This is a genomic window from Mesorhizobium sp. P2_D5 (assembly GCF_056404355.1).
On record NZ_JBFUEE010000008.1, the window covers coordinates 169,799 to 190,304 of the forward strand.

A 20,506-nucleotide genomic window follows, 5' to 3' on the forward strand; every position below is an offset into this window, starting at 1 on the left:
TGAGACGGCCCGGGACCTGCGCAACGATCCTTGAAACGAGCCACTCAACAGGGAATGAGATTCATGTCGATGATCAAAAATGGCCTGGCGGCTCTTGCCGCCGGTGCAATCAGCGTTTCCATGGCGCTGCCAGCGGCCGCCGCGCCCACCAAGTTCGATTTCTGGTTCGGCCTTTCGGGCGACCTCGCACGTGTCGTCGACACGCTGTGCAAGAACTTCAACGCCTCGCAGTCCGACTATGAAGTCGTCTGCACCAGCCAGGGCAACTACGACGCCACGCTGCAGAACACCATCGCCGCCTTCCGCGCCGGCAAACAGCCCGCCATCGTCCAGGTCTATGATGTCGGTACCGCTACGATGATGCTTTCGGGCGCCTACAAGCCGGCCGACAAGCTGATGGAAGAAAACGGCTACAAGATCGACTACGCCGATTATTTCCCCGGTATCGCGCGCTACTACGCGACGTCGAAGGGCGAGATGCTGTCGTTCCCGTTCAATTCCTCTACGGCGCTGCTGTACTGGAACAAGGACGCCTTCGCCAAGATCGGCAAGACCGAAGCGCCGAAGACCTGGGAAGATGTCGGCGCCGACCTGCAGGCCATGAAGGACGCCGGCTACGAATGCCCGATGGCGATCAACATCTCGGCCAATGAAAGCTGGCAGTTGATGGAGCAGTTCTCGGCCATCCACAACCAGCCGATCGCCACCAAGAACAACGGCTATGACGGCCTCGACGCCCGCCTGGAAGTCAACAAGACCAAGTTCGTCCAGTACGTCACCGACCTCAAGAAGTGGTATGACGCCGGCCTGATCAAGATCAAGTCGAAGGACCTCGGCCAGGACATGGTCCAGGCTTTCGCGTCGGGCACCTGCCAGGTCATCATGACCTCGGTCGGCGACCACGGCACCGTCGGCAAGACCCAGAAGGAAGGCATGAACTGGGATGTCGCCGAACTGCCGGCCTACGCCGGTACCGAGCGCAAGAATTCGCTGGTCGGCGGCGCTTCGTTGTGGGTACTCTCGGGCAAGTCGGACGCGGAATACAAGGGCGCGGCCGCGTTCCTCAATTTCATCCACGATCCCAAGACCGCACTGTTCTGGTCGACCAACACCGGCTACATCCCGGTGACCAAGTCGGGCTTCGACTACATGAAGTCCAGTGGTTTCTACGACAAGGCGCCCTTCAAGGGCCGTGAAACCGCGATCGCCAGCCTGACCGCGTCCGAGCCGACCGAAATCACCCGCGGTATCCGGTTGGGCAATTTCACCCAGATCCGCGCCGAGTTCGGCACGCAGATGCAGGCGATCTTCGCCAACAAGGTCAGCGTCCAGGAAGGCCTCGACACGCTGGTCAAGAATGGCGATGCCATCCTCGACCGCTTCCAGCAGACCTATCCGGGCAAGACCCTGCCCTGATCTCGGATCTACGCGGCCGCCCGCCGGTCTTGTCCAAGCATGATCTCTTCCGAAAACCGGTTTCCACTTTCGGGATCATGCTTGGGTCGACGGGCGGCCATTTCGTAGATTAGTCTCCCTTTGCTCTAGGCCAGCTGTTAAGCGGCGTCGGCGGACCGATGGAAAAACGCGTTACCTTCAGCAGTTGGACAATCGGCATCCTTTTCGCGGTGCCGCAGCTCCTCTTGATCTTCACGTTCTTCTACTGGCCGGCCGGTCAGGCGGTCTACTGGTCGCTGACGCTGCAACAGCCTTGGGGCGGCGGCAACATCTGGGTCGGGCTCGACAATTTCCGCTCGATCCTGTCCAACGCCGATTACTGGAACTCGATCACCGCCAGCCTGGTCTTTGCCGGGATCAGCACCGGGCTTGCGATGTTCATCGCGCTGGTGCTCGCGGCGCTGACCGACCGGCAGCTTGCCGGCTCGCGCTTCTATCGCGTGGTGCTGATCTGGCCCTACGGCATCGCCGCTCCGGCGCTGGCAATGGCGTTCCGGTTCATCCTGGCGCCGGAAGCGGGCTTCATGGCCGTCGTCAACCAGGTCTGGCCCGGCTTCTGGGACCCTGGCCTTGATGGCGCCGACGCCATGGCCTCGATCATCATCGCCTTCTCCTGGAAATATGTCGGCTATAATTTCATCTTCTTCCTCGCCGCGTTTCAAGCCATTCCGCGTTCGCTGATCGAGGCGGCGGCGATGGACGGCTCGGGCGTCATGAGGCGTTTCCGGGACATCCAGTTCCCGTTGATCACGCCGACGATCTTCTTCCTGCTGGTCATCAACATCACCGAAAGCTTCCAGGATTCCTTCGGCATCGTCGACATCATGACCTCGGGCGGGCCGGCCAACGCCACCAACCTGATGGTCTACAAGATCTATTCCGACGGCTTCAAAGGGCTCGATTACTCGGGTGCCGCCGCGCAGAGCATCATCCTGATGCTGCTCATCATCGTGCTGACCATTTTCCAGTTCCGCTTCATCGAGCGGCGCGTGCACTACAGGTGAGGCCGATATGGTAGAGCGCACCCCTTTCCTCAATTTCTTCACGCATGTGATCTTGTTCGTCGGCTTCGTGCTTTGCATCGCGCCGTTCGTGGTCGTCACCATTGCCGCGTCGCATAATCTCAAGGATGTCAACGATGTGCCGATGTCGCTGCTGCCGGGCAGCGACTTCTGGCTCAACATCAAGACGGCCTGGACGACCGCCGACCTTGGCCCCAAGCTTCTGAACAGCTTGATCATGGCCGCCGGCGTCGCGGCGGGCAAAGTGATGATCTCGGCGCTCACCGCCTTTTCGATCGTCTATTTCCGCTACCCCGGCCGCACCTTCATTTTCTGGCTGATCTTCGTCACGCTGATGCTGCCGCTGGAAGTGCGCATCGTGCCCACCTATGCAGTGGTCGCCAACGTTCTGTCGCCCTATCAGACCATCCTGGATTTGACTGGTCTGAGCTGGCTCATCGAGAAAGTCTCGGGCGTGCAGGTTTCGCTCAGCCTCGGGCTGCTCAACTCCTATTCCGGACTTATCCTGCCGCTGATCGCGACGGCAACCGGCACCTTCCTCTACCGGCAGTTCTTCCTGACGGTTCCCGATGAGCTGACCGAGGCCGCACGCATGGACGGCGCCGGTGCGCTCCGCTTTTTCATCGACATCCTGCTGCCGCTGTCGCGCAACAACATGGCGGCGCTTGGAACCATCATGTTCCTATGGGCATGGAACCAGTATCTGTGGCCGCTGCTCATCACCACCGACCAGTCGCATGCGACAGCGGTCACCGAGTTGAAGCAGCTTATCCCCAATGTCGGCGGCATCCCGGAATGGAACATCGCCATGGCCGGAACGCTTATCGTCATGCTGCCGCCGCTGATTGTCGTGGTCGCCATGCAGCGCTGGTTCGTGCGCGGCCTGATCGCCACCGAAAAGTAACAAGGAGACGGCCAATGGCCTCCATTACCATTCGCGACGTCAAGAAGAGCTACGCCAAGTCGCAGGTCGTGCACGGCGTCGACCTTGATATCGCGTCGGGCGAGTTCGTCGTCATCCTCGGGCCGTCCGGCTGCGGCAAGTCCACTTTGCTTCGCATGATCGCCGGGCTGGAGGATATCTCCGGCGGCACGATCGCGATCGACGGCACCGTCGTCAACAAGCTGGAACCGCGCGAGCGCGGTTGCGCCATGGTGTTCCAGAATTACGCGCTCTATCCGCATATGAGCGTGGCGCAGAACATCGGCTATTCGCTCAAGGTGGCTGGTGTTCCGGCCGCCGAGCGTACGCAGCGCATCCAGGCGGTTGCCCGTACGCTGGAGCTCGAACATCTGCTCGACCGCAAGCCGATGGCGCTTTCCGGCGGCCAGAGGCAGCGCGTCGCCATGGGCCGCGCGATGATCCGCGAACCCAAGGTGTTCCTGTTCGACGAGCCGCTGTCCAACCTCGACGCCAAACTGCGCGTCCAGATGCGCTCGGAGATCCGCAAATTGCATCGCCGCTTGAACGCCACCTCCGTGTTCGTCACGCATGACCAGGTCGAGGCGATGACACTGGCCGACCGGTTGGTGGTGATGAATGGCGGACGTGTCGAACAGGTCGGCACGCCCGGTGAGGTCTACAGCCGTCCGGCCAGCCGTTTCGTCGCCACCTTCGTTGGTGCGCCGGCGATGAACATGCTCGAAGGCACGGTCGAGCTCGACGGGCTTTCGCTGCTGGGCGGCAGCCGGCGCCTTGCCGTTCAACGCGCCGGTCTGGCTGTCGGCACGCAGGTGGCCGTCGGCATCCGGCCGGAAGCCGTCCGTCTGGCGGCGCCCGGCACGGCAGGCGCGCTCGACGCGACGGTCGACCTCGTCGAGGAACTGGGCGCTGGACGGGTCATCTATGTCGATCTCGATGGCGCGTCGTTCTCCGTCATGACATCGGAGGCCGTCCACCCCGAGCCGGGCAGCACTGTCGGTCTGCGGTTTTCGCCGGATGACTTGCATTTCTTCTCGTCGGACACGGGAACCCGTCTCGAGGTCTTCAAGGCCTCGGTGCCGGAGCCAGCACTCTGATTTTTGAAGGCAGTCACTGTCGCCGATGACGGGGCAGGCGGTGCTGGCAAAACGGTCGTGCGATGAAAATAATCCAGGTCACCGATGTCCATCTTGGCCGGCAGGGCGAGCGCCGCTATGGCGTGGACCTGCATCAGCGATTGGCTTCATGCATCGCGCACATCAATGCGCATCACGCCGACGCGGCGCTTTGCGTCTTCACTGGCGACCTGACCGAGACCGGAGCGCCCCAGAGCTATGCCGATCTCAGGACAGCCCTGAATGCGCTGTCGGTGCCCTGGCGATTGCTGCCGGGGAATCACGACCGGCGAGCCAATCTTGCCGCGGCGTTTCCTGAAGTTCCGGTCGATGAGAACGGCTTCGTGCAGTCGGCTCATCAAATGGCTGACGAGGTGCTGCTGTTCCTCGACTGCCTGGCGGAAGGACGCATCGAAGGCGAATTGTGCGAAAGGCGGCTTGCCTGGCTCGACGCCCGGCTCGAGGAGACAGCCGGCAGGCCCGCCTATGTCTTCATGCACCATCCGCCGGTCGCGCTCGGCCTGCCGCAGCTCGATCCGCTGGCGCTCGAGCAGCCCGAACGATTCCTCGGCCTACTGCGGCGCCACGGCAATGTCCGCCACATCTTCTTCGGTCACGTCCATCGCGACATCGCCGGCACGGTCGCCGGCATTCCGTTCTCGGCGCAGCGCGGCCTGCATGCAAGGTTCGCGCTCGCCCTCGACAGATCGAGCGAGATCGTCGAGCAGGCGCCACCCTCCTACGCGGTCATCCTCGTCGACAGCGCCAACGGGCGCGTGGTCGTGCATGGTTGCGATTTTCTCGAACAATGGCCGATCTATTCCGGCGAAACCGGCGAACGCATCATGGCGTGAGCCTGCTCGCCGCGTTGAGGCACTACGTCGCCAGCCTTCGACCGTTCAGGCGAACACGTGCGCCGTTCCCGATACGGTCAGCCGGACGATCTCGCCGACCGCCGGCGCGTCCATGCCCGATTTGCGCAGGATCAGCGGCGTGTTGCCGATCGCGGCGGCGTCGGGCGGATCGGCGCTGTTCAGAAGCCGTACCGCGACCGTGCACATCGAGCCGGCGAATTCGGATTCCGTCACTTCGCCGAACAGCATGTCAGGGGTGCCCGACATGCCCTCGCGCGATGTGCGCTTCAAGGCAATCTGCTCCGGCCGCAGCATGATGCGGACAACATCGCGGCTGTCCGACGTATCGACGGCGATGCGCCCGAGCGGAGAATTGGCGAAGCCGCCCGATATCTTGGCCGGCAGGATGATGGCGTCGCCGAGGAACTCGGCGATCATCCTGTCCTTCGGCTTGAGGTAGAGCTCGCGCGGCGTACCGACCTGCGAGAACTTGCCGTCGCGCATCACCGCCACCTGGCTGGCGAAGGACAGCGCCTCGGCCTGGTCGTGCGTCACCAGGATGGTGGTGATGCCGGCTGCCTCCAGGAGTTCGGCGACGGCCTTGCGCATGGAGGCGCGCAGGCCGGTATCCAGGGCCGAGAACGGCTCGTCGAGAAGCATCAGCCGTGGCTTCATCGCCATGGCGCGGGCCAGCGCCACGCGCTGCTGTTGGCCGCCGGAGAGTTGATGGGGGCGGCGTTTGAGGATCGCCTTGTCGAGGCCGACAATGTAGGCGAGTTCGGCGATGCGCTCGGCGCGCTTGTCCTCGCCGCGACCCATGCCGAAACCAATATTGTCGCCAATGGTCAGGTGGGGGAACAGCGCGCCGTCCTGCGCCACCACGCCGATGCCTCGACGATGCGCCGGCACCGCGCTGCCGTCCTTGGCCAGCACCTCGCCATCGAGCGTGATGCGACCCTGGTCCGGCGCCTCGAAGCCGGCGATCAGCCGCAGCAAGGTCGTCTTGCCGCAACCGGATGGGCCGACGATCGCCGTGCGGCTGCCGCTGACGACGCTCAGGTCGACGCCGGCAAGTGCCGCCACCGGGCCGTAATGCTTGTGCAGGCCGCTGATTTCGAGAAAGCTCATCGTCCGGCCATCCGTTTCGACTGGACATAGAGCAGCCAGGTCAAGGGGAGCGACATCGCCACCATGATGAAGGCGTAAGGGGCGGCCGAGGCATAATCAATCTCGCCGCTGTAGGACCAGAACGCCATCGCCAGCGTGCGGGTGCCGTTCGGCGCCAGCATCTGGGTGGCGGTCAGTTCGTTCATGATGCCCAGCGCCACCAGCGCCATGCCGGCCGCGGCACCTGGCGCCGACAGGCGGATCGTCGTCGACCACAGCGCCTGCAGCGGCGGTCGGCCGAGACTGGAAGCGGCGCGCTCGAGTTCGACCGGCGCCTGCGCGATCGACGCGCGCAGGCTGACCAGCGCGCGCGGCAGGAACATCAGCGCGTAGGCCACCAGGATGGTGAACAGTGTCTGGTAGAGGGGCATGGCGATGCGCACCGTTATGGTGACCAGCGCCAGCGCGATGACGACCCCGGGCAACGAGCCGACGATGTAGTTGCAGCCCTCCAGCAGGCGCTGCAATGGCCCGGGCGCGCGGATCGAGATCCAGGCCATCGGCATGGCGGCGACAGTGGCGAGCAAAGCGCCGGCGAGCGCCAGGAACAGCGTCTGGCCGAGCGCCAGCCCGATCTCGTCGAAGCGCCATACAGCGGTGCCGCCGGCGGCAAGCCAGCCGCCGATGGTGACGAAAGGCACGCCAAGCGCCAGCAGCGTGGTGGCGACAAGCAAGGCCAGGCACGGGATGGTGGCGCGGCCGAGAGGCGCGCGCTGCTGGTGTCGTGCGGCGCCGGCGCCAACACGCGCATAGCGCTCTTCGCCGCGCACCAGCACTTCGAGGCCCAGAAGCACGAAACAGCAGCTCACCAGCACGCCGGCCAGCATGTTGGCCGCCGGTCCGTTGAAGGTCGACTGGAACTGGTCGACGATCGCCGTGGTGAAGGTGTCGAAGCGGATGAAGACATAGAGCCCGTACTCGGCCAGCAGATGCAACCCGACCAGCAGCGAGCCGCCGCAGATGGCAAGCCTGAGTTGCGGCAGCACGACGCGCCAGAATACGCGCCATGGCCCAAGGCCGAGCGCTGCCGCGGCGTCCTCGAGGGCGGGATCGAGACGGCGCAATGCCGCCGACACCGGCAGATAGAGGAACGGGAAATAGGCGATGACGGAAACCAGCACGCCGGCTCCCAGGCCGTGCAGCCTGGGCACCATGGTGATCCAGGCGTAGCTGTGCACAAAAGCCGGAATGGCGAGCGGCGCCACGCACAGCCAGGCCCAGAGCCGGGCGCCAGGCAGGTCGCTGCGCTCGGTCAGCCAGGCCAGCGCCACCGACAACACGACAGCGATCGGCACGGCCAGCAAGACCAGCAGGACCGTGTTGACCAGAAGTTCGCCGACACGCGGCCGGAAGACCAGCGCCGAGACGGTTTCCCAGCCGGTCTGCACCGCGATCCAGATGATGAAGGCCAGCGGCAGCAGCGCCAGCAGCGAAACGAAGAGGGCGGCGATGACCAGCCAGGGTGCCGCGCGTCGCCGAGCCCTACGGCCTGTGCCCGCAGGCAGGCCCGAGCGCGCGAGATCGACCGCAGACTGCATCAGGTCAGACGCCGTGCCGGTGCCGTCCAGCGGCAGCAGTTGAAGGACCGCAATTGCGGTCGGGAACACAGCGTGTCGTCATCGACGAATGCCATCTCGAAAAACAAAATCACTCCCGCGGAAAGTGAATTCCCGCGGGAGCGTGGTCGGTGTCCTTTTAGGAGGAATGGCAACTAAAGCAAGCCGGCTGCCGTCATCAGGTCGGTGACCTTCTTGGAGTTCAGCGTCGTGGCATCGACCTTGGGTGCCTGCAGATCGGCCAGCGGCACCAGCTTCGGGTTGGACTCTGCACCCTTGCCGACAGCGTATTCGAAGGAATCACCAGTCTTCAGGATCTCCTGGCCGCCCTTGCCTGTCACCCACTTCAGGAACGCCTGGGCGTCCTTCGGATGCTTGCTCGAGGCCAGCACGCCGCCGCCGGAGATCGAAACGAAAGCGCCCGGATCCTGGTTCTTGAAATAATGGAGTTCGACATTCTTGCTGTTTTCGCCGGTCTTGGCCTGATCGCCGAAATAGTAATAGTGGTAGATCACGCCGCCTTCGATCTCACCGGCATTGACCGCCTTCATCACCGTGCTGTTGCCCTTGTAGGCGGTGAAATTCGTCTTCATCGCCTTCAGCCAGTCCGCCGTGGCGGCTTCGCCCTTGAGCTGCAGCAGCGCACTGACGATGGCCTGGAAATCGGCGCCCGACGGCGAGGCGGCCCAGCGGCCCTTCCAGCTCGGATCGGCGAGATCAAGCATCGACTTGGGCAGCTGGTCGGCCGTCAGCTTGGTCTTGTTGTAGGCAAAGACGGTGCTGCGTGCCGCGACGCCGACCCATTTGCCGCTGGCCGCCTGATAGTCGTTGGGAACCTGGGCCAGCGTGTCGGCGTCGACCGGCGCGAACAGGCCGGCACTTTCGACCAGCGCCATGGCCGGCGAGTTTTCGGTCAGGAACACGTCGGCCGGCGAGGCCGTGCCTTCGGCGACGATCTGGTTGGAGAAGTCGCTGTCGCCGCCATTGCGGACTGTGACCTTGATGCCGGTTTCCTTTGTGAAGCCTTCGGCCCACGCCTTGGTCAGGTTCTCGTGCTGGGCGTTGTAGACAATGATGCCATCATCTTCCGCCATCGCTGGTCCGGCGATCAGGTTGATTGCCAGCGCGGCGGCGCCGACGAGGGTGGAAAGAGCATACTTCATGGCATTGTCCTCGGATTTCGGAGTCTTGCGTCTGTGACGGCTGCACCTATAAATACCTGACAGGGATAGTCAACATTGACTTGCCGATTTTGATCGAACGCCGAGGCGCAAACTTTCGTGATTTGCCGGTAATTTGGCTTGGACATTATTTCGCCGGCCACGTAACAAATCACCGCCGAGACGCGAAAATCGGGGAGTAACTCTTGTGACCGGCAAGGATGAGGCCGAGCTTTCCCGGCTGATGCGGGCCGCGATCGCGGGAGATGAAAAGGCCTACGCCGACTTTCTGCGCCGGACTGCCGCGCTGGTTCGCGGTTTTGTCAGGCGCAAGATCGTGCAGGGCGGGGTCGATCCCGAGGATGTCGTGCAGGAAACCTTGCTGGCCATTCATGTGAAACGACATACCTGGCGCCAGGATGCGCCGGTGTTGCCGTGGGTCTATGCGATCGCCCGCTTCAAGCTGATCGACGCGTTCCGGCGGCGCGGACGACGCATCGAGATCGATGTCGACGATATCGCCGAGACCTTCGCCGAACCGGAACAGGAGAGCGTCAGCGAACGCGATATCAACCGGGCATTGGACGGCCTGTCGCCGGCACAGCGCTCCGTGGTTTCGGCGGTGTCGGTGGAGGGGCGGTCAATCGGCGAGACGGCGGCCAAGTTCGGCATCAGCGAGACGGCGGTACGCGTGTCGCTGCATCGGGGACTTGCCGCGATAGCCAAGCGATTCGGGCAGGGGCGATTCGGGCGGGAATGACATGAGGACGGACGATCTCATCAAAGCGCTGGACGCCGATGCCCGCAGCAAGGCGATGCCGCTGCAATCGGCCTGGTGGATGGCCGCCGGTGCGGCAGCAGTCATCGCGGCTATCGTTTTCCTCCTGACGATCGGCCCGCGCCCCGACTTCATGGCCGCCGCGCACACCATGCGCTTTCTCTCCAAATTCGTCTTTACAATCGTGCTTGCCGTCAGCGCCTTTGCCCTGATCCGCGCCTTGTCGACACCCGGTGCGCCGACCAGCAGGGCAATGGCCGGGATGATCGCCGCGCCGCTGTTGGTAGCCTTGGCCGTGGTTCTTGAGCTGCTTGCCGTGCCCGAGGCCGACTGGGGCACAAGGATGGTCGGCTCCAACATGATGATCTGCATGGGCTTCATTCCGCTGATCGGCATTGGCCCGCTTGCCATCTTCCTGTGGATGCTGCGCTACGGCGCGCCGACACGGCCGGTGCTTGCCGGTGCAGTCGCGGGCCTGCTTGCGGGCGGGCTGGCGGCAACCTTCTACGCCGCTCACTGCTTCGACGATTCGCCGCTTTTCGTCGCCACCTGGTACACGATAGCGATTGCGTTCCTCGCGCTGCTTGGCGCGCTCGGCGGGCGTTTTTTCGTGCGCTGGTAGTGCGGCGCCGGAGCAGTTCACGGAAACGCCGAACCGCTCCCTCTTTTTGTTTGACGCAATTCCGGACGGAAAAGCGTCTCACACTTTTCCTGGAATTGCTCAGTCGCGCCCCATGCACACCGATCCTTAATCATGCCGGCAATTGTTTGTCGCGTACCGAACGCGCCGGCATGCCGGGCGCAACCATTCCTTAAAATCGATCCGCCAAGGTCGGCGCAACAACATGCGTTTGCGCACGGGGGTGGCACGTATCGTGATGGGGCGAGGATTGACTGGCCGAAGACCTTTTGGGCACGCAGGGTTGGCGGTGCTCGTGGCCGGCCTCTGCGTCGTGGCGGCCTCGATCCTGCTGTCGCGACTGGATCCCGGCACCGAGGCGCTGAAGCTCTGCATGCAGGTTTCGGTGGCGGTGGCGGCGGGTGCGCTTTTCCTTGCCGCCCTGTGCATCCGCCGGATCAGCGAGGATCGCGGGCAGATAGCGGAGAGCGAGCAGCGCTTCCGCCGCGCCATGGAGGATTCGGCGATCGGTATCGCCGTTGTCGGCCTCGACGGGCGCATTCTCCAGACCAATCCGGCCTTCGCCGCCATGCTTGGCTACAGCCGCGCGGAGATCGAGGCGCTGACCTTCTTCCAGATCACGCATCCCGACGATATCCAGATCGGCCGGGACACGATGGCCGGTCTGAAAGCGGGCACGGTCAATTCCTTCCACTTCGAGAAACGCTATCTCAGGAAGGATGGCAAACCTGTCTGGGCGCATCTTGCCGGCTCCGTCATCCGTGACGAAAGGAGCGGCCGTCCGCTCTATCTCGTCTCGCAGATCGAGGACATCGACGCCCGCAAGCAGGCCGAGGCGCGCATTGCCGAAGCCGAAACGCGCTGGAATTTCGCGCTTGCCGGTGCCGGCCAAGGCGTCTGGGATCTCGACATGCGCAAGGGCGGGACGACGTACTCCGAGACCTGGGGCAAGATGCTGGGCTTTGACGAAGGCGAGCTCGACGGTGATCCCAACTGCTGGCTGACGATGATCCATCCCGACGATCGCGAGACCGTCGCCGAGGCGGATCGCGCCCATCTCGACGGCAAGACACCCTACTTCGAAGCCGAATTCAGGATGCGCCACAGGGATGGCCACTGGATATGGATACTCGACCGCGGCAAGGCCATCGAGCGTGACGAGGAGGGGCGGCTGGTCAGGGCCATCGGCAGCCTGACCGACATTACCCAGCGCAAGGAGGCGGAAGCACGCCTCACCGTATCGGCGGCGATGCTGGCCGATGAGAAGGAGCGGCTGAGGGTGACGCTGCAGTCGATCGGCGATGCCGTCATCTGCACCGATGCCGCAAACCGCGTCACCTTCATGAACCCGGTCGCCGAAAAGCTGACCGGGGTTGCCGGTGGCGAGGCCCTCGGCAAGATGCTTGGCCATGTCTACTGGGCGGTCGATGAGGAGACGGGGCACCGGATCGGCGTCACCCGGCCGACCATCGGCGGCCAGGCGCCCGCCGACCAGAACAGCCGCGCCGTCCTGATCCGGCGCGACGATACGCGCTGCAGCATCCGCCAGGTGGTGTCGCCGATCATCAACGAGCGAAACGAATTCTGCGGACTGGTCATCGTCTTCCAGGACTTCACCGACGCGCGCGCGCTGCAGCGCCAGCTCGCCCACGCGGCCGCGCATGATGCCCTGACCGGCCTTGCCAATCGCTCGAGCTTCATCCGCGCCATGGAGGACCTGGTCGATCAGGCGCGCAAGGGCGGCATCTCGGGCACAGGCAGCGGATATCAGTTCATGTTCATTGACCTCGACCACTTCAAACTGGTCAACGACACGGGCGGCCATGCAGCCGGCGATGCCTTGCTCAAGCGGGTTGCCGAGGCGGTTCGCGGTGTGCTTGGTCCCGAAGACATGGTCGCGCGCCTGGGCGGCGACGAATTCGCGGTCGTCCTGAAATCGGGTTCGGCTGCCGGCGCCAAGATCGCGGCGCGATCTATCATCGATGCGATACGCGGCCTGGACTTCGCCTGGGATGGCCGTCCTCACGTGATCGGCGCCAGCATCGGCCTGGCTGCGATCGGCGCCAGTTGCGGCGAAGTCGACGAGATCATCGCCAGGGCCGACGCCGCTTGCTATGCGGCCAAGGCGGCCGGCCGCGGCTGCGTTTGCGTGGCGCCGGACGGCGAGGTCATGGACGACAGGATGGAACCGCCCGAGCCGCTTGCCGCGGCCTCCTGATCTCGGCCTATCAGCCCCCAGACCTGATTAGCGCGTCGGAACGGGATGCTCGCCGCGATAGTCGTAGAAACCGCGTCCGGTCTTGCGGCCGAGCCAGCCGGCCTCGACGTATTTGACCAGCAGCGGGCAGGGGCGGTATTTCGAATCCGACAGGCCGTCGTGCAGCACCTGCATGATCGACAGGCAGGTATCCAGCCCGATGAAATCGGCCAGCTGCAGCGGGCCCATTGGGTGGTTGGCGCCGAGCCGCATGGCGGTGTCGATGGCGTCGACCGAGCCGACACCCTCATAGAGCGTGTAGATCGCCTCGTTGATCATCGGCAGCAGGATGCGGTTGACGATAAAGGCCGGGAAATCCTCCGAGACCGTGATCGTCTTGTCGAGCTGCTTCACATAGGTCTTCGCCGCCTCGAAGGTCTGGTCCTCGGTGGCGATGCCGCGCACCAGTTCGACCAGCTTCATCAGCGGCACCGGGTTCATGAAATGGATGCCGATGAATCGCTCCGGCCGGTCGGTCTGCGCGGCAAGCCGCGTGATCGAGATCGACGAGGTGTTGGTCGCCAGGATGGCTTCGGGATTGAGCTGCGGACAGAGCTGCGCATAGATCTTGCGCTTGACCGTCTCGTCCTCGGTCGCTGCCTCGATCACCAGATCGGCGCCGGCAAGATCGGCCATCGCCGGGGCGGAGGCTATACGCGCCATCGCCTCGTTGCGCACCTTCTCGTCGAGCTTGCCTGACCCTACCTGGCGGGCCATGTTGCCGCTGATGGTGGCGATGCCCTTCTCGATACGGTCGGGCGATATGTCGTAGATCAGCACCTTGTAGCCCGAAAGCGCGGAGACATGGGCGATGCCGCCGCCCATCTGGCCCGCGCCGATGATGCCGATCGTCTCGATCTTGCTCATTACACCGATCCCGTCAAAAGGCCTTTGCGGCCTGCTTTTTGTGCGGTGCAAACTAAAAGGGCGGGGCGACTTCGTCTACCCCACCCTTCACTATTTAATACGCTTTGGCAGAGAGCGTCAAAGCGCCTTTTGCAGTTCCGGCAGGATGACGAAGAGGTCGCCGACGAGGCCGTAGTCGGCGACCTGGAAAATCGGCGCCTCCTCGTCCTTGTTGATGGCGACGATGACCTTCGAATCCTTCATGCCGGCGAGGTGCTGGATGGCGCCGGAAATGCCCACCGCGATGTAGAGATCGGGGGCGACGACCTTGCCGGTCTGGCCGACCTGCCAGTCGTTCGGCGCATAGCCGGCATCCACCGCGGCGCGCGAAGCGCCGACGGCGGCACCAAGCTTGTCGGCGACCGGCAGGATGACTTCCTGGAACTTCTCCGAGGAGCCCAGCGCGCGACCACCCGAGATGATGATCTTGGCCGAAGTCAGTTCCGGGCGGTCGGTCTCCGAGAGCTTGTTCTCGACGAAGGTGGAGAGGCCGGGATTGGCTGCCGCCTTGACGGTCTCGACCGCGGCCGATCCGCCCTCGGGGGCTGCCTGGAAGGAGGCGGTGCGGACAGTGATAACCTTCTTGGCGTCGGTCGACTGCACCGTCTGGATGGCGTTGCCGGCGTAGATCGGCCGCTTGAACGTATCGGGCGAGACGACTTCGATGATCTCGGAAACCTGCGCGACATCGAGCAGGGCCGCCACGCGCGGCGCGACATTCTTGCCCGACGAGGTCGCCGGCGCGATGATGGTGTCGTAACCGCCCGCGAGCGACACAACGAGTGCTGCGGTCGGTTCGGCGAGGCGCTCGGCAAGCTCTTCGGCCTCGGCCAGCAGCACCTTGCTCACGCCCTTCAGCCTAGCTGCGGCGTCGGCTGCACCCTTGGCGCCCTTGCCGGCAACCAGCACATGCACGTCCGAACCGATCTGCAGGGCTGCGGAGAGCGCCTTGGCGGTCTGGTCGGAAAGGGTGGCGTTGTCGTGTTCAGCAATCAGAAGAATAGCCATTTTCGTGTTCCTTTCCCGATCGCTTACAAAACGCCGGCTTCGTTCTTGAGCTTGTCGACCAGTTCGGCGACGCTCTTGACCTTGACGCCTGCCTTGCGGCCGCTCGGCTCCTCGGTCTTGATGACCTTCAGCCGTGGCTTGACGTCGGCGCCGTAGTCGGCCGGGCTCTTCTCGTCGAGCTGCTTCTTCTTGGCCTTCATGATGTTGGGCAGCGAGGCATAGCGCGGCTGGTTGAGGCGAAGGTCGGCGGTCACGATCGCCGGCATCTTCAGCTCCACCGTCTGCAGGCCGCCATCGACCTCGCGCGTCACCTTGGCCTTGTCGCCGTCGATCACCACCTTGGAGGCGAAGGTGCCCTGCGCCCAGCCAAGCAGGGCCGCCAGCATCTGGCCGGTCTGGTTGGAATCGTCGTCGATCGCCTGCTTGCCGAGGATGACGAGGCCGGGCTGCTCGGCGTCGACGACGCCCTTCAGCACCTTGGCGACGCCGAGCGGCTCGGTCTGTTCGTCGGTCTTGACCAGGATGGCGCGGTCGGCACCCATGGCAAGCGCGGTGCGCAAGGTTTCCTGCGCCTGCTGCGGACCGATCGAAACAACGATGATCTCTTCGGCCTTGCCGGCCTCCTTCAGCCGGATCGCCTCTTCAACCGCGATCTCGTCGAACGGGTTCATCGCCATCTTGACGTTGGCGAGTTCCACCGCTGAACCATCAGCCTTCACGCGAACCTTGACGTTCGCATCCACAACCCGCTTTACGGGCACAAGGATCTTCATTGCCTGTCACCTCTTCAAGATAATTAGGCGCGCTATAACAGCCTGCGCCCTTTCTGAGTTGTCGAAAGCCGACATTCCGGATGGAAATTCTGGTCTTTGACCGCCTTAGGCTGCGACGGAGACGTTTCCGTAGTTGCGGTAACCCTGCACGTCAATACGCCGCAAGGCGCTCAAATCGGTTCAATCCGAGCCGGAAGCGTTTCCTCGCCCCCAGCGCGGCGTCGCGGCAGGCGGGTCGGGGGTCACCGGTTCGGCGGCGACGGCAGGCTGGTCGGCGGGAGCGACAGGGACATCCTCGTCGGGGCCGGCAAACAGCGGCACGCCGCGGCTGCGCAAGACAAGCACCAGAATGGCGCCGGCGATGATGCCGCCGATGTGGCAGGCCCATGAAATCCGGTCCTCGCCGCCTGCGGCAAACATCACCACCTGGAACGCCACCCACAGGACCAGCGGGATGAAGGCCGGAATGCGCAGCGGGATGCGGGCAAAGGCCAGCACCCACACCTTCACGCGCGGATAAAGGATCAGATAGGCGACAACCACGCCGGCGATGGCGCCGGACGCACCGATCAGCGGCACCTGCGAATCCCAGGCGATGAGGCCCTGGAAGGCGGCTCCGGCGATCGCGCACAACAGATAGAAGATGAGGTAGCGGACGTGGCCGAGGGCGTCCTCGACATTGTCGCCGAACACCCACAGGAACAACATGTTGCCACCGAGGTGGAAGATGTCGGCATGCAGGAAGGAATAGGTGAGGTAGCTCAGGCTTTCGGGGACGACGACAAAGCGAGGATCGAGCTCAGCGGTGTCATGGACGACGGCCGGGATGAAGCCGAGGCCGAGCACGGCGGCATTGGAGAAATTCTCGCCGCCGAGCGCGGTGGCGAAGTAGACCAGGGCGTTGACCACGATCAACCCGATCGTCACATATTGCAGGCGGATGTGCCGCAGCCTGTTGGTGTCGTAAAGCGGGATGAACATCGGTCCCCTGGCCCCCTCGCGCTTTCGGACAGTTCAGCGGTTCTTGCCGGGAACCCATAGCACGTCGGCATTTCCATTGTCATTGACCGCCCGGGCGGCGACAAACAGGAAATCCGAGACGCGGTTGATGTATTTCAGCCCGTCGGGGTTGACGTGCTCGCGGGGGTCCTGGGCCAGGGCCACCATCAGCCGTTCGGCCCGCCGCGCCACGGTGCGGGCGAGATGCAGGGCGGCGGCGGCCGGCGTGCCGCCGTTCAGCACGAAGGATCTGAGCGGCTGAAGATGCTTGTTGAGCAGGTCGATATCCTTTTCGACCCGGTCGGTCTGCGTGGCAATGATGCGCAGCGGCTCATAGCCGAGCGGCTTGCCGTCATCGGGCACGGCGAGATCGGCGCCGAGGTCGAAGAGATCGTTCTGGATGCGGGAAAGCATGGCGTCGATCACCGGGTGGGTGACTGCCGTGTGGACCCGGGCGATGCCGATGCAGGCATTGGCTTCGTCGACCGTGCCGTAGGCGTCCACCCGCAGGTCCGATTTCAGCCGCCGTTCGCCGGTGCCGAGGCCGGTGGTGCCATCATCGCCGGTGCGGGTGTAGATCTTGTTTAGCTTGACCACATCACCTCCCGAACGGCCTCACTTGCGGGTGAAATACACCGCCAGCAGGATCAGCGCCAGCGCCACGGCCTGCAGCAGAACACGCGCCTGCATCAGCTTGTTCGAGGTGACGCCGGACCCGCCACGCATCATGTTGATGAGACCGCGAACGAGCACGATCACCACGGCGACCATGACCAGAATGGCGAGGATGTTGAAGACGGTTGCCATGGTGTGTTCCCAGTTCGGTTGGTTCAGGCGCGTTTGGCAAGGAAGCGGTAGAGTATCGATGCGGGCAGGATGCGTTTGAGCGCCGCACCGATCTTAGCCGACACAGTTACCACATAGTGCGGGCGCGGGCGCCGCGACAGAAGCGCATGGCGCAGCGCCGCATGTACCACTTCCGGCCCCGGCTTCAATGCCGATTGGCTGCCGCCGGCCCGCAACCTTGCCAGTTGCGCCTCATAGTCGAGGCGGTGGACCGAATTCTCGTGATCGATGTTCTGCAGGAACCATGGCAGTGCATTGCTGGCGATTTTCGACGTTACCGGCCCGGGTTCGATCAGCGAGACATGGATGCCGCTGCCCCTAAGTTCCTGATGCAGGCACAGCATCAGACCCTCCAGCGCGTGCTTCGAAGCCGAATAGGCGCCGCGAAAGCGCACCGGCGCGAGGCCCAGGATCGACGAGCAGTGGACGATGCGGCCATGGCCCTGGCGTCGCATCACCGGCACCAGCCGCCGGGTCAGGTCGTGCCAGCCGAAGAAATTCGCCTCGAATTGCTGCTTGAGCGCCGCCACCGGCAGATCCTCGACAGCGCCGGCTTGCGCGTAGGCGCCGTTGTTGAACAAGGCGTCGAGCCGGCCGCCTGTGCGATCCAGAACCGATGCGACCAGCGCTTCAATGGATGCGGCTTCAGTGTAGTCGAGATAGAAGGCCTCGATGCCGTCCGCTTCGAGTGCGGCGATGTCGTGCGGCTTGCGTGCCGTCGCGAACACCCGCCAGCCTTCCGCCTTCAATGCGCGGGCGCAGTAGGCGCCTATTCCCGAAGAGGCGCCGGTAACGATGATCGAGCGCAACGCTTGCGCCTGACTGTTCGTGGTTTCGCCAAGGGTTGCCATTTGCCGCAATCCCTTCCCATATTCGCGGCGTCGAGACAATCGAAGGGAGCGCGGGTTCTTGCTGCGGAATATTGTCGCCCTGCGCCGCGTGCTCTACGACGCGCTCGGCCATTTCAACACCGATGACGGCTGGGCAATGGCCAGCCATCTGGCCATCACCTCGCTGATGGCGCTGTTTCCGTTCCTGATTTTCGCCACGACTCTGGCAAGCTTCCTCGGCGCGCAGGCGTTCTCGGACACGGCCGTGCATCTGGTCTTCGACACCTGGCCCGAGCAGATCGCCAAGCCGATCGCGCGCGAGGTGCTCAATGTGCTGACCGTCAGACGCACCGACCTGTTGACCTACGGCGTGCTGCTTGCCGCCTACTTTGCCTCGAACGGCATCGAGGCGTTACGCACGTCGCTCAACCGCGCCTATCGCGTCTCGGAAACGCGCGGCATCATCTACCGCCGGGTGCAGAGCATCATCTTCGTTCTGATCGCGACGGCCGGTTTCCTGGCGATCAGCGTGCTCCTGGTGTTCGCGCCACTGCTGGCACGGCTCGCCGAAGCCCATATCGAAGGGATCAAGCCCTATATGGGCACGATCACGCTGTGGCGGTATGTCATCGCCTCGGCGGTCATTGTCGGCGGATTGTTTGCCGTGCATTTCTGGCTGCCGGCGGGCAGGCGCCGCTTGATCTCGATCGTACCCGGCATCATCTTCACGCTGGCGGCATGGCTCGTCGGTTCGACCGTCTTCGCCACCTATCTCGATCACTTCTCGTCTTATGTGACGACCTATGCCGGCCTCGCCTCGATCATGATCGCGGTGGTCTTCCTCTATATGCTCTCGGCAATCTTCATCCTCGGCGGCGAACTCAATGCCGCGATCAGCCGCTATCTGGAGGCGCGCGCCCGAGTCGGTTGATTGAAAGGCTGAGGCTTGGCCTGTCGAGCCGTTGCCAGGCCGACGCCAAATGTCGTGATCGCCATGCCGACAATCTGCAGCGCGTTGAGCTGCTCGTCGAACAGGGCCCAGGCGATGATGGCCGTCACCGCCGGCACCAGGTAGAACAGCGAGGCCACTTTCGACATCTCGCCGTCGCGGATCATCACCATCAACAGGAAGATGGCGCCGAGCGACAGCACCAGCACCAGCCAGGCCATGGCGAAAATCAATTCGCCGTTGATGACGACGGTGCGTGTCTCGAAGGCGAGCGAACCCAGGATCATCAAAGAGGCGCCGCCGACATATTGCCACATGGTCGCCGCGACGAGGTCGCCGCCGGAGGCAAAACGCTTCTGCCAGATCGTACCTGCACTCATGCCGAGCACCGAGACCAGCGAGGCGGTCAGCGTCGCCGCCGTCACGCCGCCGCCGAGCGCGCCGAGCTTCGGCCACAGCACGATGACGATGCCGATGAGGCCGATGCCAAGGCCGGCCCAATGACGCGGCAGGATCGCCTCGCCGAGAAACCTGCCGGCAAGCACGGCCGTGATCAGCGGCTGCAGGCCGACGATGAGGGCCGAAAATCCGGCCGGCATGCCCCGGTGGATGGCCCAGAAGACGGCGCCGAGATAGACGCCATGCATCAGGATGCCAGCGCCGGTGGCGTGCAGCGCTTCAGTGCGGGTGGCTCTCTTCGAACCCAGCACGACCATCAGGACGGCGAGCAGGATCGCAGCCAGCACGAAACGCCCGGCAAGAAAGGTGAACGGCTCGGCCCACGGCATGGCGTAGCGCGCGCCGATGAAGCCGGTCGCCCACAGGACAACGAAGGTGGCGGGGATGAACCGCTTGATGCTGTGCATGTTCGGGAGACCGCCGCACTGGGAGAGTTGATCGTGGCGCTGCTCTAATGCGGTTCAAGCCGGCGCGCAAAACGAAACGATTGATCCATACATCATTGGAATTCAACCGACGGCGAATTCGGCTCGGTTTGAGATTTCGGCGACCGATTTCTTGTTACCAGCTGCACCCCGGCCACTTGATAAGCGGGCTGTGCCCATAGACAGCTTCCCTGTCGTCAAACGACTTGACCACCGACCATACCGGATCGCCGTTGTCGTCGGTCTCGTTGCCCACCATGACCGAAACGATATGGTCTGGGTACTTGGCGCCCTCGATTGCCGTCAGCCTGTCGCAAACGCGCGCCTTTTCTTCGTCAGTCAGATGTCGCTTCATGGAAGCCTCCACCGCTTGGCGCCAAGCATA

General features: G+C 63.7%; 21 protein-coding genes. 9 read left to right on the forward strand and 12 right to left on the reverse strand.

Annotated features, from left to right (window positions below):
- The first annotated feature begins 63 nt into the window (after window positions 1-63).
- The 5 genes from AC1DYW_RS28545 (at window position 64) to AC1DYW_RS28565 (ending at window position 5,368) form a co-directional block, all read left to right on the forward strand.
- Window positions 64-1,416, forward strand: coding sequence for an extracellular solute-binding protein (locus AC1DYW_RS28545; RefSeq protein ID WP_477228404.1), 1,353 nt, complete (start codon window positions 64-66; stop codon window positions 1,414-1,416).
- 158 nt (window positions 1,417-1,574) lie between these two features.
- Entirely contained in the window at window positions 1,575-2,459 is an 885-nt protein-coding gene (locus AC1DYW_RS28550) for a carbohydrate ABC transporter permease (RefSeq protein ID WP_095084869.1), read from the forward strand.
- 7 nt (window positions 2,460-2,466) lie between these two features.
- Window positions 2,467-3,381 carry an ABC transporter permease subunit gene (locus AC1DYW_RS28555; RefSeq protein ID WP_477228405.1) on the forward strand — a complete coding sequence of 305 codons (915 nt, stop codon included), beginning with the start codon at window positions 2,467-2,469 and terminating at the stop codon, window positions 3,379-3,381.
- A gap of 14 nt (window positions 3,382-3,395) precedes the next feature.
- Entirely contained in the window at window positions 3,396-4,496 is a 1,101-nt protein-coding gene (locus tag AC1DYW_RS28560; RefSeq protein WP_477228406.1) for a sn-glycerol-3-phosphate import ATP-binding protein UgpC, read from the forward strand.
- A 62-nt stretch (window positions 4,497-4,558) separates the two neighbouring features.
- Entirely contained in the window at window positions 4,559-5,368 is an 810-nt protein-coding gene (locus AC1DYW_RS28565) for a phosphodiesterase (RefSeq protein WP_477228407.1), read from the forward strand.
- 45 nt (window positions 5,369-5,413) lie between these two features.
- Here AC1DYW_RS28565 and AC1DYW_RS28570 read toward each other — a convergent pair whose 3' ends face one another.
- The 3 genes from AC1DYW_RS28570 to AC1DYW_RS28580 form a co-directional block, all read right to left on the reverse strand.
- Window positions 5,414-6,496, reverse strand: a complete 1,083-nt coding sequence (locus AC1DYW_RS28570) for an ABC transporter ATP-binding protein (RefSeq protein ID WP_477228408.1) — start codon at window positions 6,494-6,496, stop codon at window positions 5,414-5,416.
- Window positions 6,493-8,073, reverse strand: coding sequence for an ABC transporter permease (locus AC1DYW_RS28575; protein WP_477228459.1), 1,581 nt, complete (start codon window positions 8,071-8,073; stop codon window positions 6,493-6,495). The genes AC1DYW_RS28570 and AC1DYW_RS28575 overlap by 4 nt, the downstream gene beginning before the upstream one ends.
- A gap of 173 nt (window positions 8,074-8,246) precedes the next feature.
- Window positions 8,247-9,254, reverse strand: a complete 1,008-nt coding sequence (locus AC1DYW_RS28580; RefSeq protein ID WP_477228409.1) for an iron ABC transporter substrate-binding protein — start codon at window positions 9,252-9,254, stop codon at window positions 8,247-8,249.
- 205 nt (window positions 9,255-9,459) lie between these two features.
- Here AC1DYW_RS28580 and AC1DYW_RS28585 point away from each other — a divergent pair, with 205 nt between their 5' ends.
- The 3 genes from AC1DYW_RS28585 (at window position 9,460) to AC1DYW_RS28595 (ending at window position 12,887) form a co-directional block, all read left to right on the forward strand.
- The gene (locus AC1DYW_RS28585; protein WP_477228410.1) at window positions 9,460-10,011 is read left to right on the forward strand and encodes a sigma-70 family RNA polymerase sigma factor; all 552 of its coding nucleotides are present in this window, start codon (window positions 9,460-9,462) and stop codon (window positions 10,009-10,011) included.
- A gap of 1 nt (window position 10,012) precedes the next feature.
- Window positions 10,013-10,651, forward strand: coding sequence for an NrsF family protein (locus tag AC1DYW_RS28590; protein ID WP_477228411.1), 639 nt, complete (start codon window positions 10,013-10,015; stop codon window positions 10,649-10,651).
- 256 nt (window positions 10,652-10,907) lie between these two features.
- The gene (locus AC1DYW_RS28595) at window positions 10,908-12,887 is read left to right on the forward strand and encodes a PAS domain S-box protein (protein WP_477228460.1); all 1,980 of its coding nucleotides are present in this window, start codon (window positions 10,908-10,910) and stop codon (window positions 12,885-12,887) included.
- A gap of 27 nt (window positions 12,888-12,914) precedes the next feature.
- On the opposite strand, the gene AC1DYW_RS28600 is transcribed toward AC1DYW_RS28595, so the two are convergent.
- From AC1DYW_RS28600 to AC1DYW_RS28630, 7 genes are all read right to left on the reverse strand, one after another.
- Entirely contained in the window at window positions 12,915-13,793 is an 879-nt protein-coding gene (locus tag AC1DYW_RS28600) for a 3-hydroxybutyryl-CoA dehydrogenase (protein ID WP_095084859.1), read from the reverse strand.
- 117 nt (window positions 13,794-13,910) lie between these two features.
- Window positions 13,911-14,840: an electron transfer flavoprotein subunit alpha/FixB family protein gene (locus AC1DYW_RS28605; protein ID WP_477228412.1), complete on the reverse strand. Its 930-nt coding sequence runs from the start codon at window positions 14,838-14,840 to the stop codon at window positions 13,911-13,913.
- A 23-nt stretch (window positions 14,841-14,863) separates the two neighbouring features.
- Window positions 14,864-15,613 carry an electron transfer flavoprotein subunit beta/FixA family protein gene (locus AC1DYW_RS28610; RefSeq protein WP_095084857.1) on the reverse strand — a complete coding sequence of 250 codons (750 nt, stop codon included), beginning with the start codon at window positions 15,611-15,613 and terminating at the stop codon, window positions 14,864-14,866.
- A gap of 180 nt (window positions 15,614-15,793) precedes the next feature.
- A complete protein-coding gene (locus AC1DYW_RS28615; RefSeq protein WP_477228413.1) occupies window positions 15,794-16,594 on the reverse strand; it encodes a rhomboid family intramembrane serine protease in 801 nt (266 codons plus the stop codon).
- A gap of 33 nt (window positions 16,595-16,627) precedes the next feature.
- A complete protein-coding gene (locus tag AC1DYW_RS28620) occupies window positions 16,628-17,209 on the reverse strand; it encodes a cob(I)yrinic acid a,c-diamide adenosyltransferase (RefSeq protein WP_477228414.1) in 582 nt (193 codons plus the stop codon).
- Window positions 17,210-17,227: 18 nt separating this feature from the next.
- Window positions 17,228-17,419, reverse strand: a complete 192-nt coding sequence (locus tag AC1DYW_RS28625) for a twin transmembrane helix small protein (RefSeq protein ID WP_095084854.1) — start codon at window positions 17,417-17,419, stop codon at window positions 17,228-17,230.
- A gap of 23 nt (window positions 17,420-17,442) precedes the next feature.
- Window positions 17,443-18,309 (reverse strand): SDR family oxidoreductase, encoded by an 867-nt coding sequence (locus AC1DYW_RS28630; protein WP_477228415.1) that lies wholly within the window; start codon window positions 18,307-18,309, stop codon window positions 17,443-17,445.
- Between the two features lie 58 nt (window positions 18,310-18,367).
- Here AC1DYW_RS28630 and AC1DYW_RS28635 point away from each other — a divergent pair, with 58 nt between their 5' ends.
- Entirely contained in the window at window positions 18,368-19,219 is an 852-nt protein-coding gene (locus AC1DYW_RS28635) for a YihY/virulence factor BrkB family protein (protein WP_477228416.1), read from the forward strand.
- Here the strand turns inward: AC1DYW_RS28635 and AC1DYW_RS28640 are convergent.
- Window positions 19,189-20,103 (reverse strand): DMT family transporter, encoded by a 915-nt coding sequence (locus AC1DYW_RS28640; RefSeq protein WP_477228417.1) that lies wholly within the window; start codon window positions 20,101-20,103, stop codon window positions 19,189-19,191. The two genes, AC1DYW_RS28635 and AC1DYW_RS28640, sit on opposite strands and share 31 nt — an antisense overlap.
- 154 nt (window positions 20,104-20,257) lie before the next feature.
- On the reverse strand, window positions 20,258-20,476 hold the full coding sequence (locus tag AC1DYW_RS28645; protein WP_095084850.1) for a hypothetical protein: 219 nt from the start codon (window positions 20,474-20,476) through the stop codon (window positions 20,258-20,260).
- Window positions 20,477-20,506 lie beyond the last annotated feature (30 nt).

Coding starts and splice junctions, on each gene's coding strand:
- AC1DYW_RS28545 (WP_477228404.1), top strand. CDS start 64: ATGTCGATGATCAAAAATGGCCTGGCGGCTCTTGCCGCCGGTGCAATC.
- AC1DYW_RS28550 (WP_095084869.1), top strand. CDS start 1,575: ATGGAAAAACGCGTTACCTTCAGCAGTTGGACAATCGGCATCCTTTTC.
- AC1DYW_RS28555 (WP_477228405.1), top strand. CDS start 2,467: ATGGTAGAGCGCACCCCTTTCCTCAATTTCTTCACGCATGTGATCTTG.
- AC1DYW_RS28560 (WP_477228406.1), top strand. CDS start 3,396: ATGGCCTCCATTACCATTCGCGACGTCAAGAAGAGCTACGCCAAGTCG.
- AC1DYW_RS28565 (WP_477228407.1), top strand. CDS start 4,559: ATGAAAATAATCCAGGTCACCGATGTCCATCTTGGCCGGCAGGGCGAG.
- AC1DYW_RS28570 (WP_477228408.1), bottom strand. CDS start 6,496: ATGAGCTTTCTCGAAATCAGCGGCCTGCACAAGCATTACGGCCCGGTG.
- AC1DYW_RS28575 (WP_477228459.1), bottom strand. CDS start 8,073: ATGCAGTCTGCGGTCGATCTCGCGCGCTCGGGCCTGCCTGCGGGCACA.
- AC1DYW_RS28580 (WP_477228409.1), bottom strand. CDS start 9,254: ATGAAGTATGCTCTTTCCACCCTCGTCGGCGCCGCCGCGCTGGCAATC.
- AC1DYW_RS28590 (WP_477228411.1), top strand. CDS start 10,013: ATGAGGACGGACGATCTCATCAAAGCGCTGGACGCCGATGCCCGCAGC.
- AC1DYW_RS28595 (WP_477228460.1), top strand. CDS start 10,908: ATGGGGCGAGGATTGACTGGCCGAAGACCTTTTGGGCACGCAGGGTTG.
- AC1DYW_RS28600 (WP_095084859.1), bottom strand. CDS start 13,793: ATGAGCAAGATCGAGACGATCGGCATCATCGGCGCGGGCCAGATGGGC.
- AC1DYW_RS28605 (WP_477228412.1), bottom strand. CDS start 14,840: ATGGCTATTCTTCTGATTGCTGAACACGACAACGCCACCCTTTCCGAC.
- AC1DYW_RS28610 (WP_095084857.1), bottom strand. CDS start 15,613: ATGAAGATCCTTGTGCCCGTAAAGCGGGTTGTGGATGCGAACGTCAAG.
- AC1DYW_RS28615 (WP_477228413.1), bottom strand. CDS start 16,594: ATGTTCATCCCGCTTTACGACACCAACAGGCTGCGGCACATCCGCCTG.
- AC1DYW_RS28625 (WP_095084854.1), bottom strand. CDS start 17,419: ATGGCAACCGTCTTCAACATCCTCGCCATTCTGGTCATGGTCGCCGTG.
- AC1DYW_RS28630 (WP_477228415.1), bottom strand. CDS start 18,309: ATGGCAACCCTTGGCGAAACCACGAACAGTCAGGCGCAAGCGTTGCGC.
- AC1DYW_RS28640 (WP_477228417.1), bottom strand. CDS start 20,103: ATGCACAGCATCAAGCGGTTCATCCCCGCCACCTTCGTTGTCCTGTGG.
- AC1DYW_RS28645 (WP_095084850.1), bottom strand. CDS start 20,476: ATGAAGCGACATCTGACTGACGAAGAAAAGGCGCGCGTTTGCGACAGG.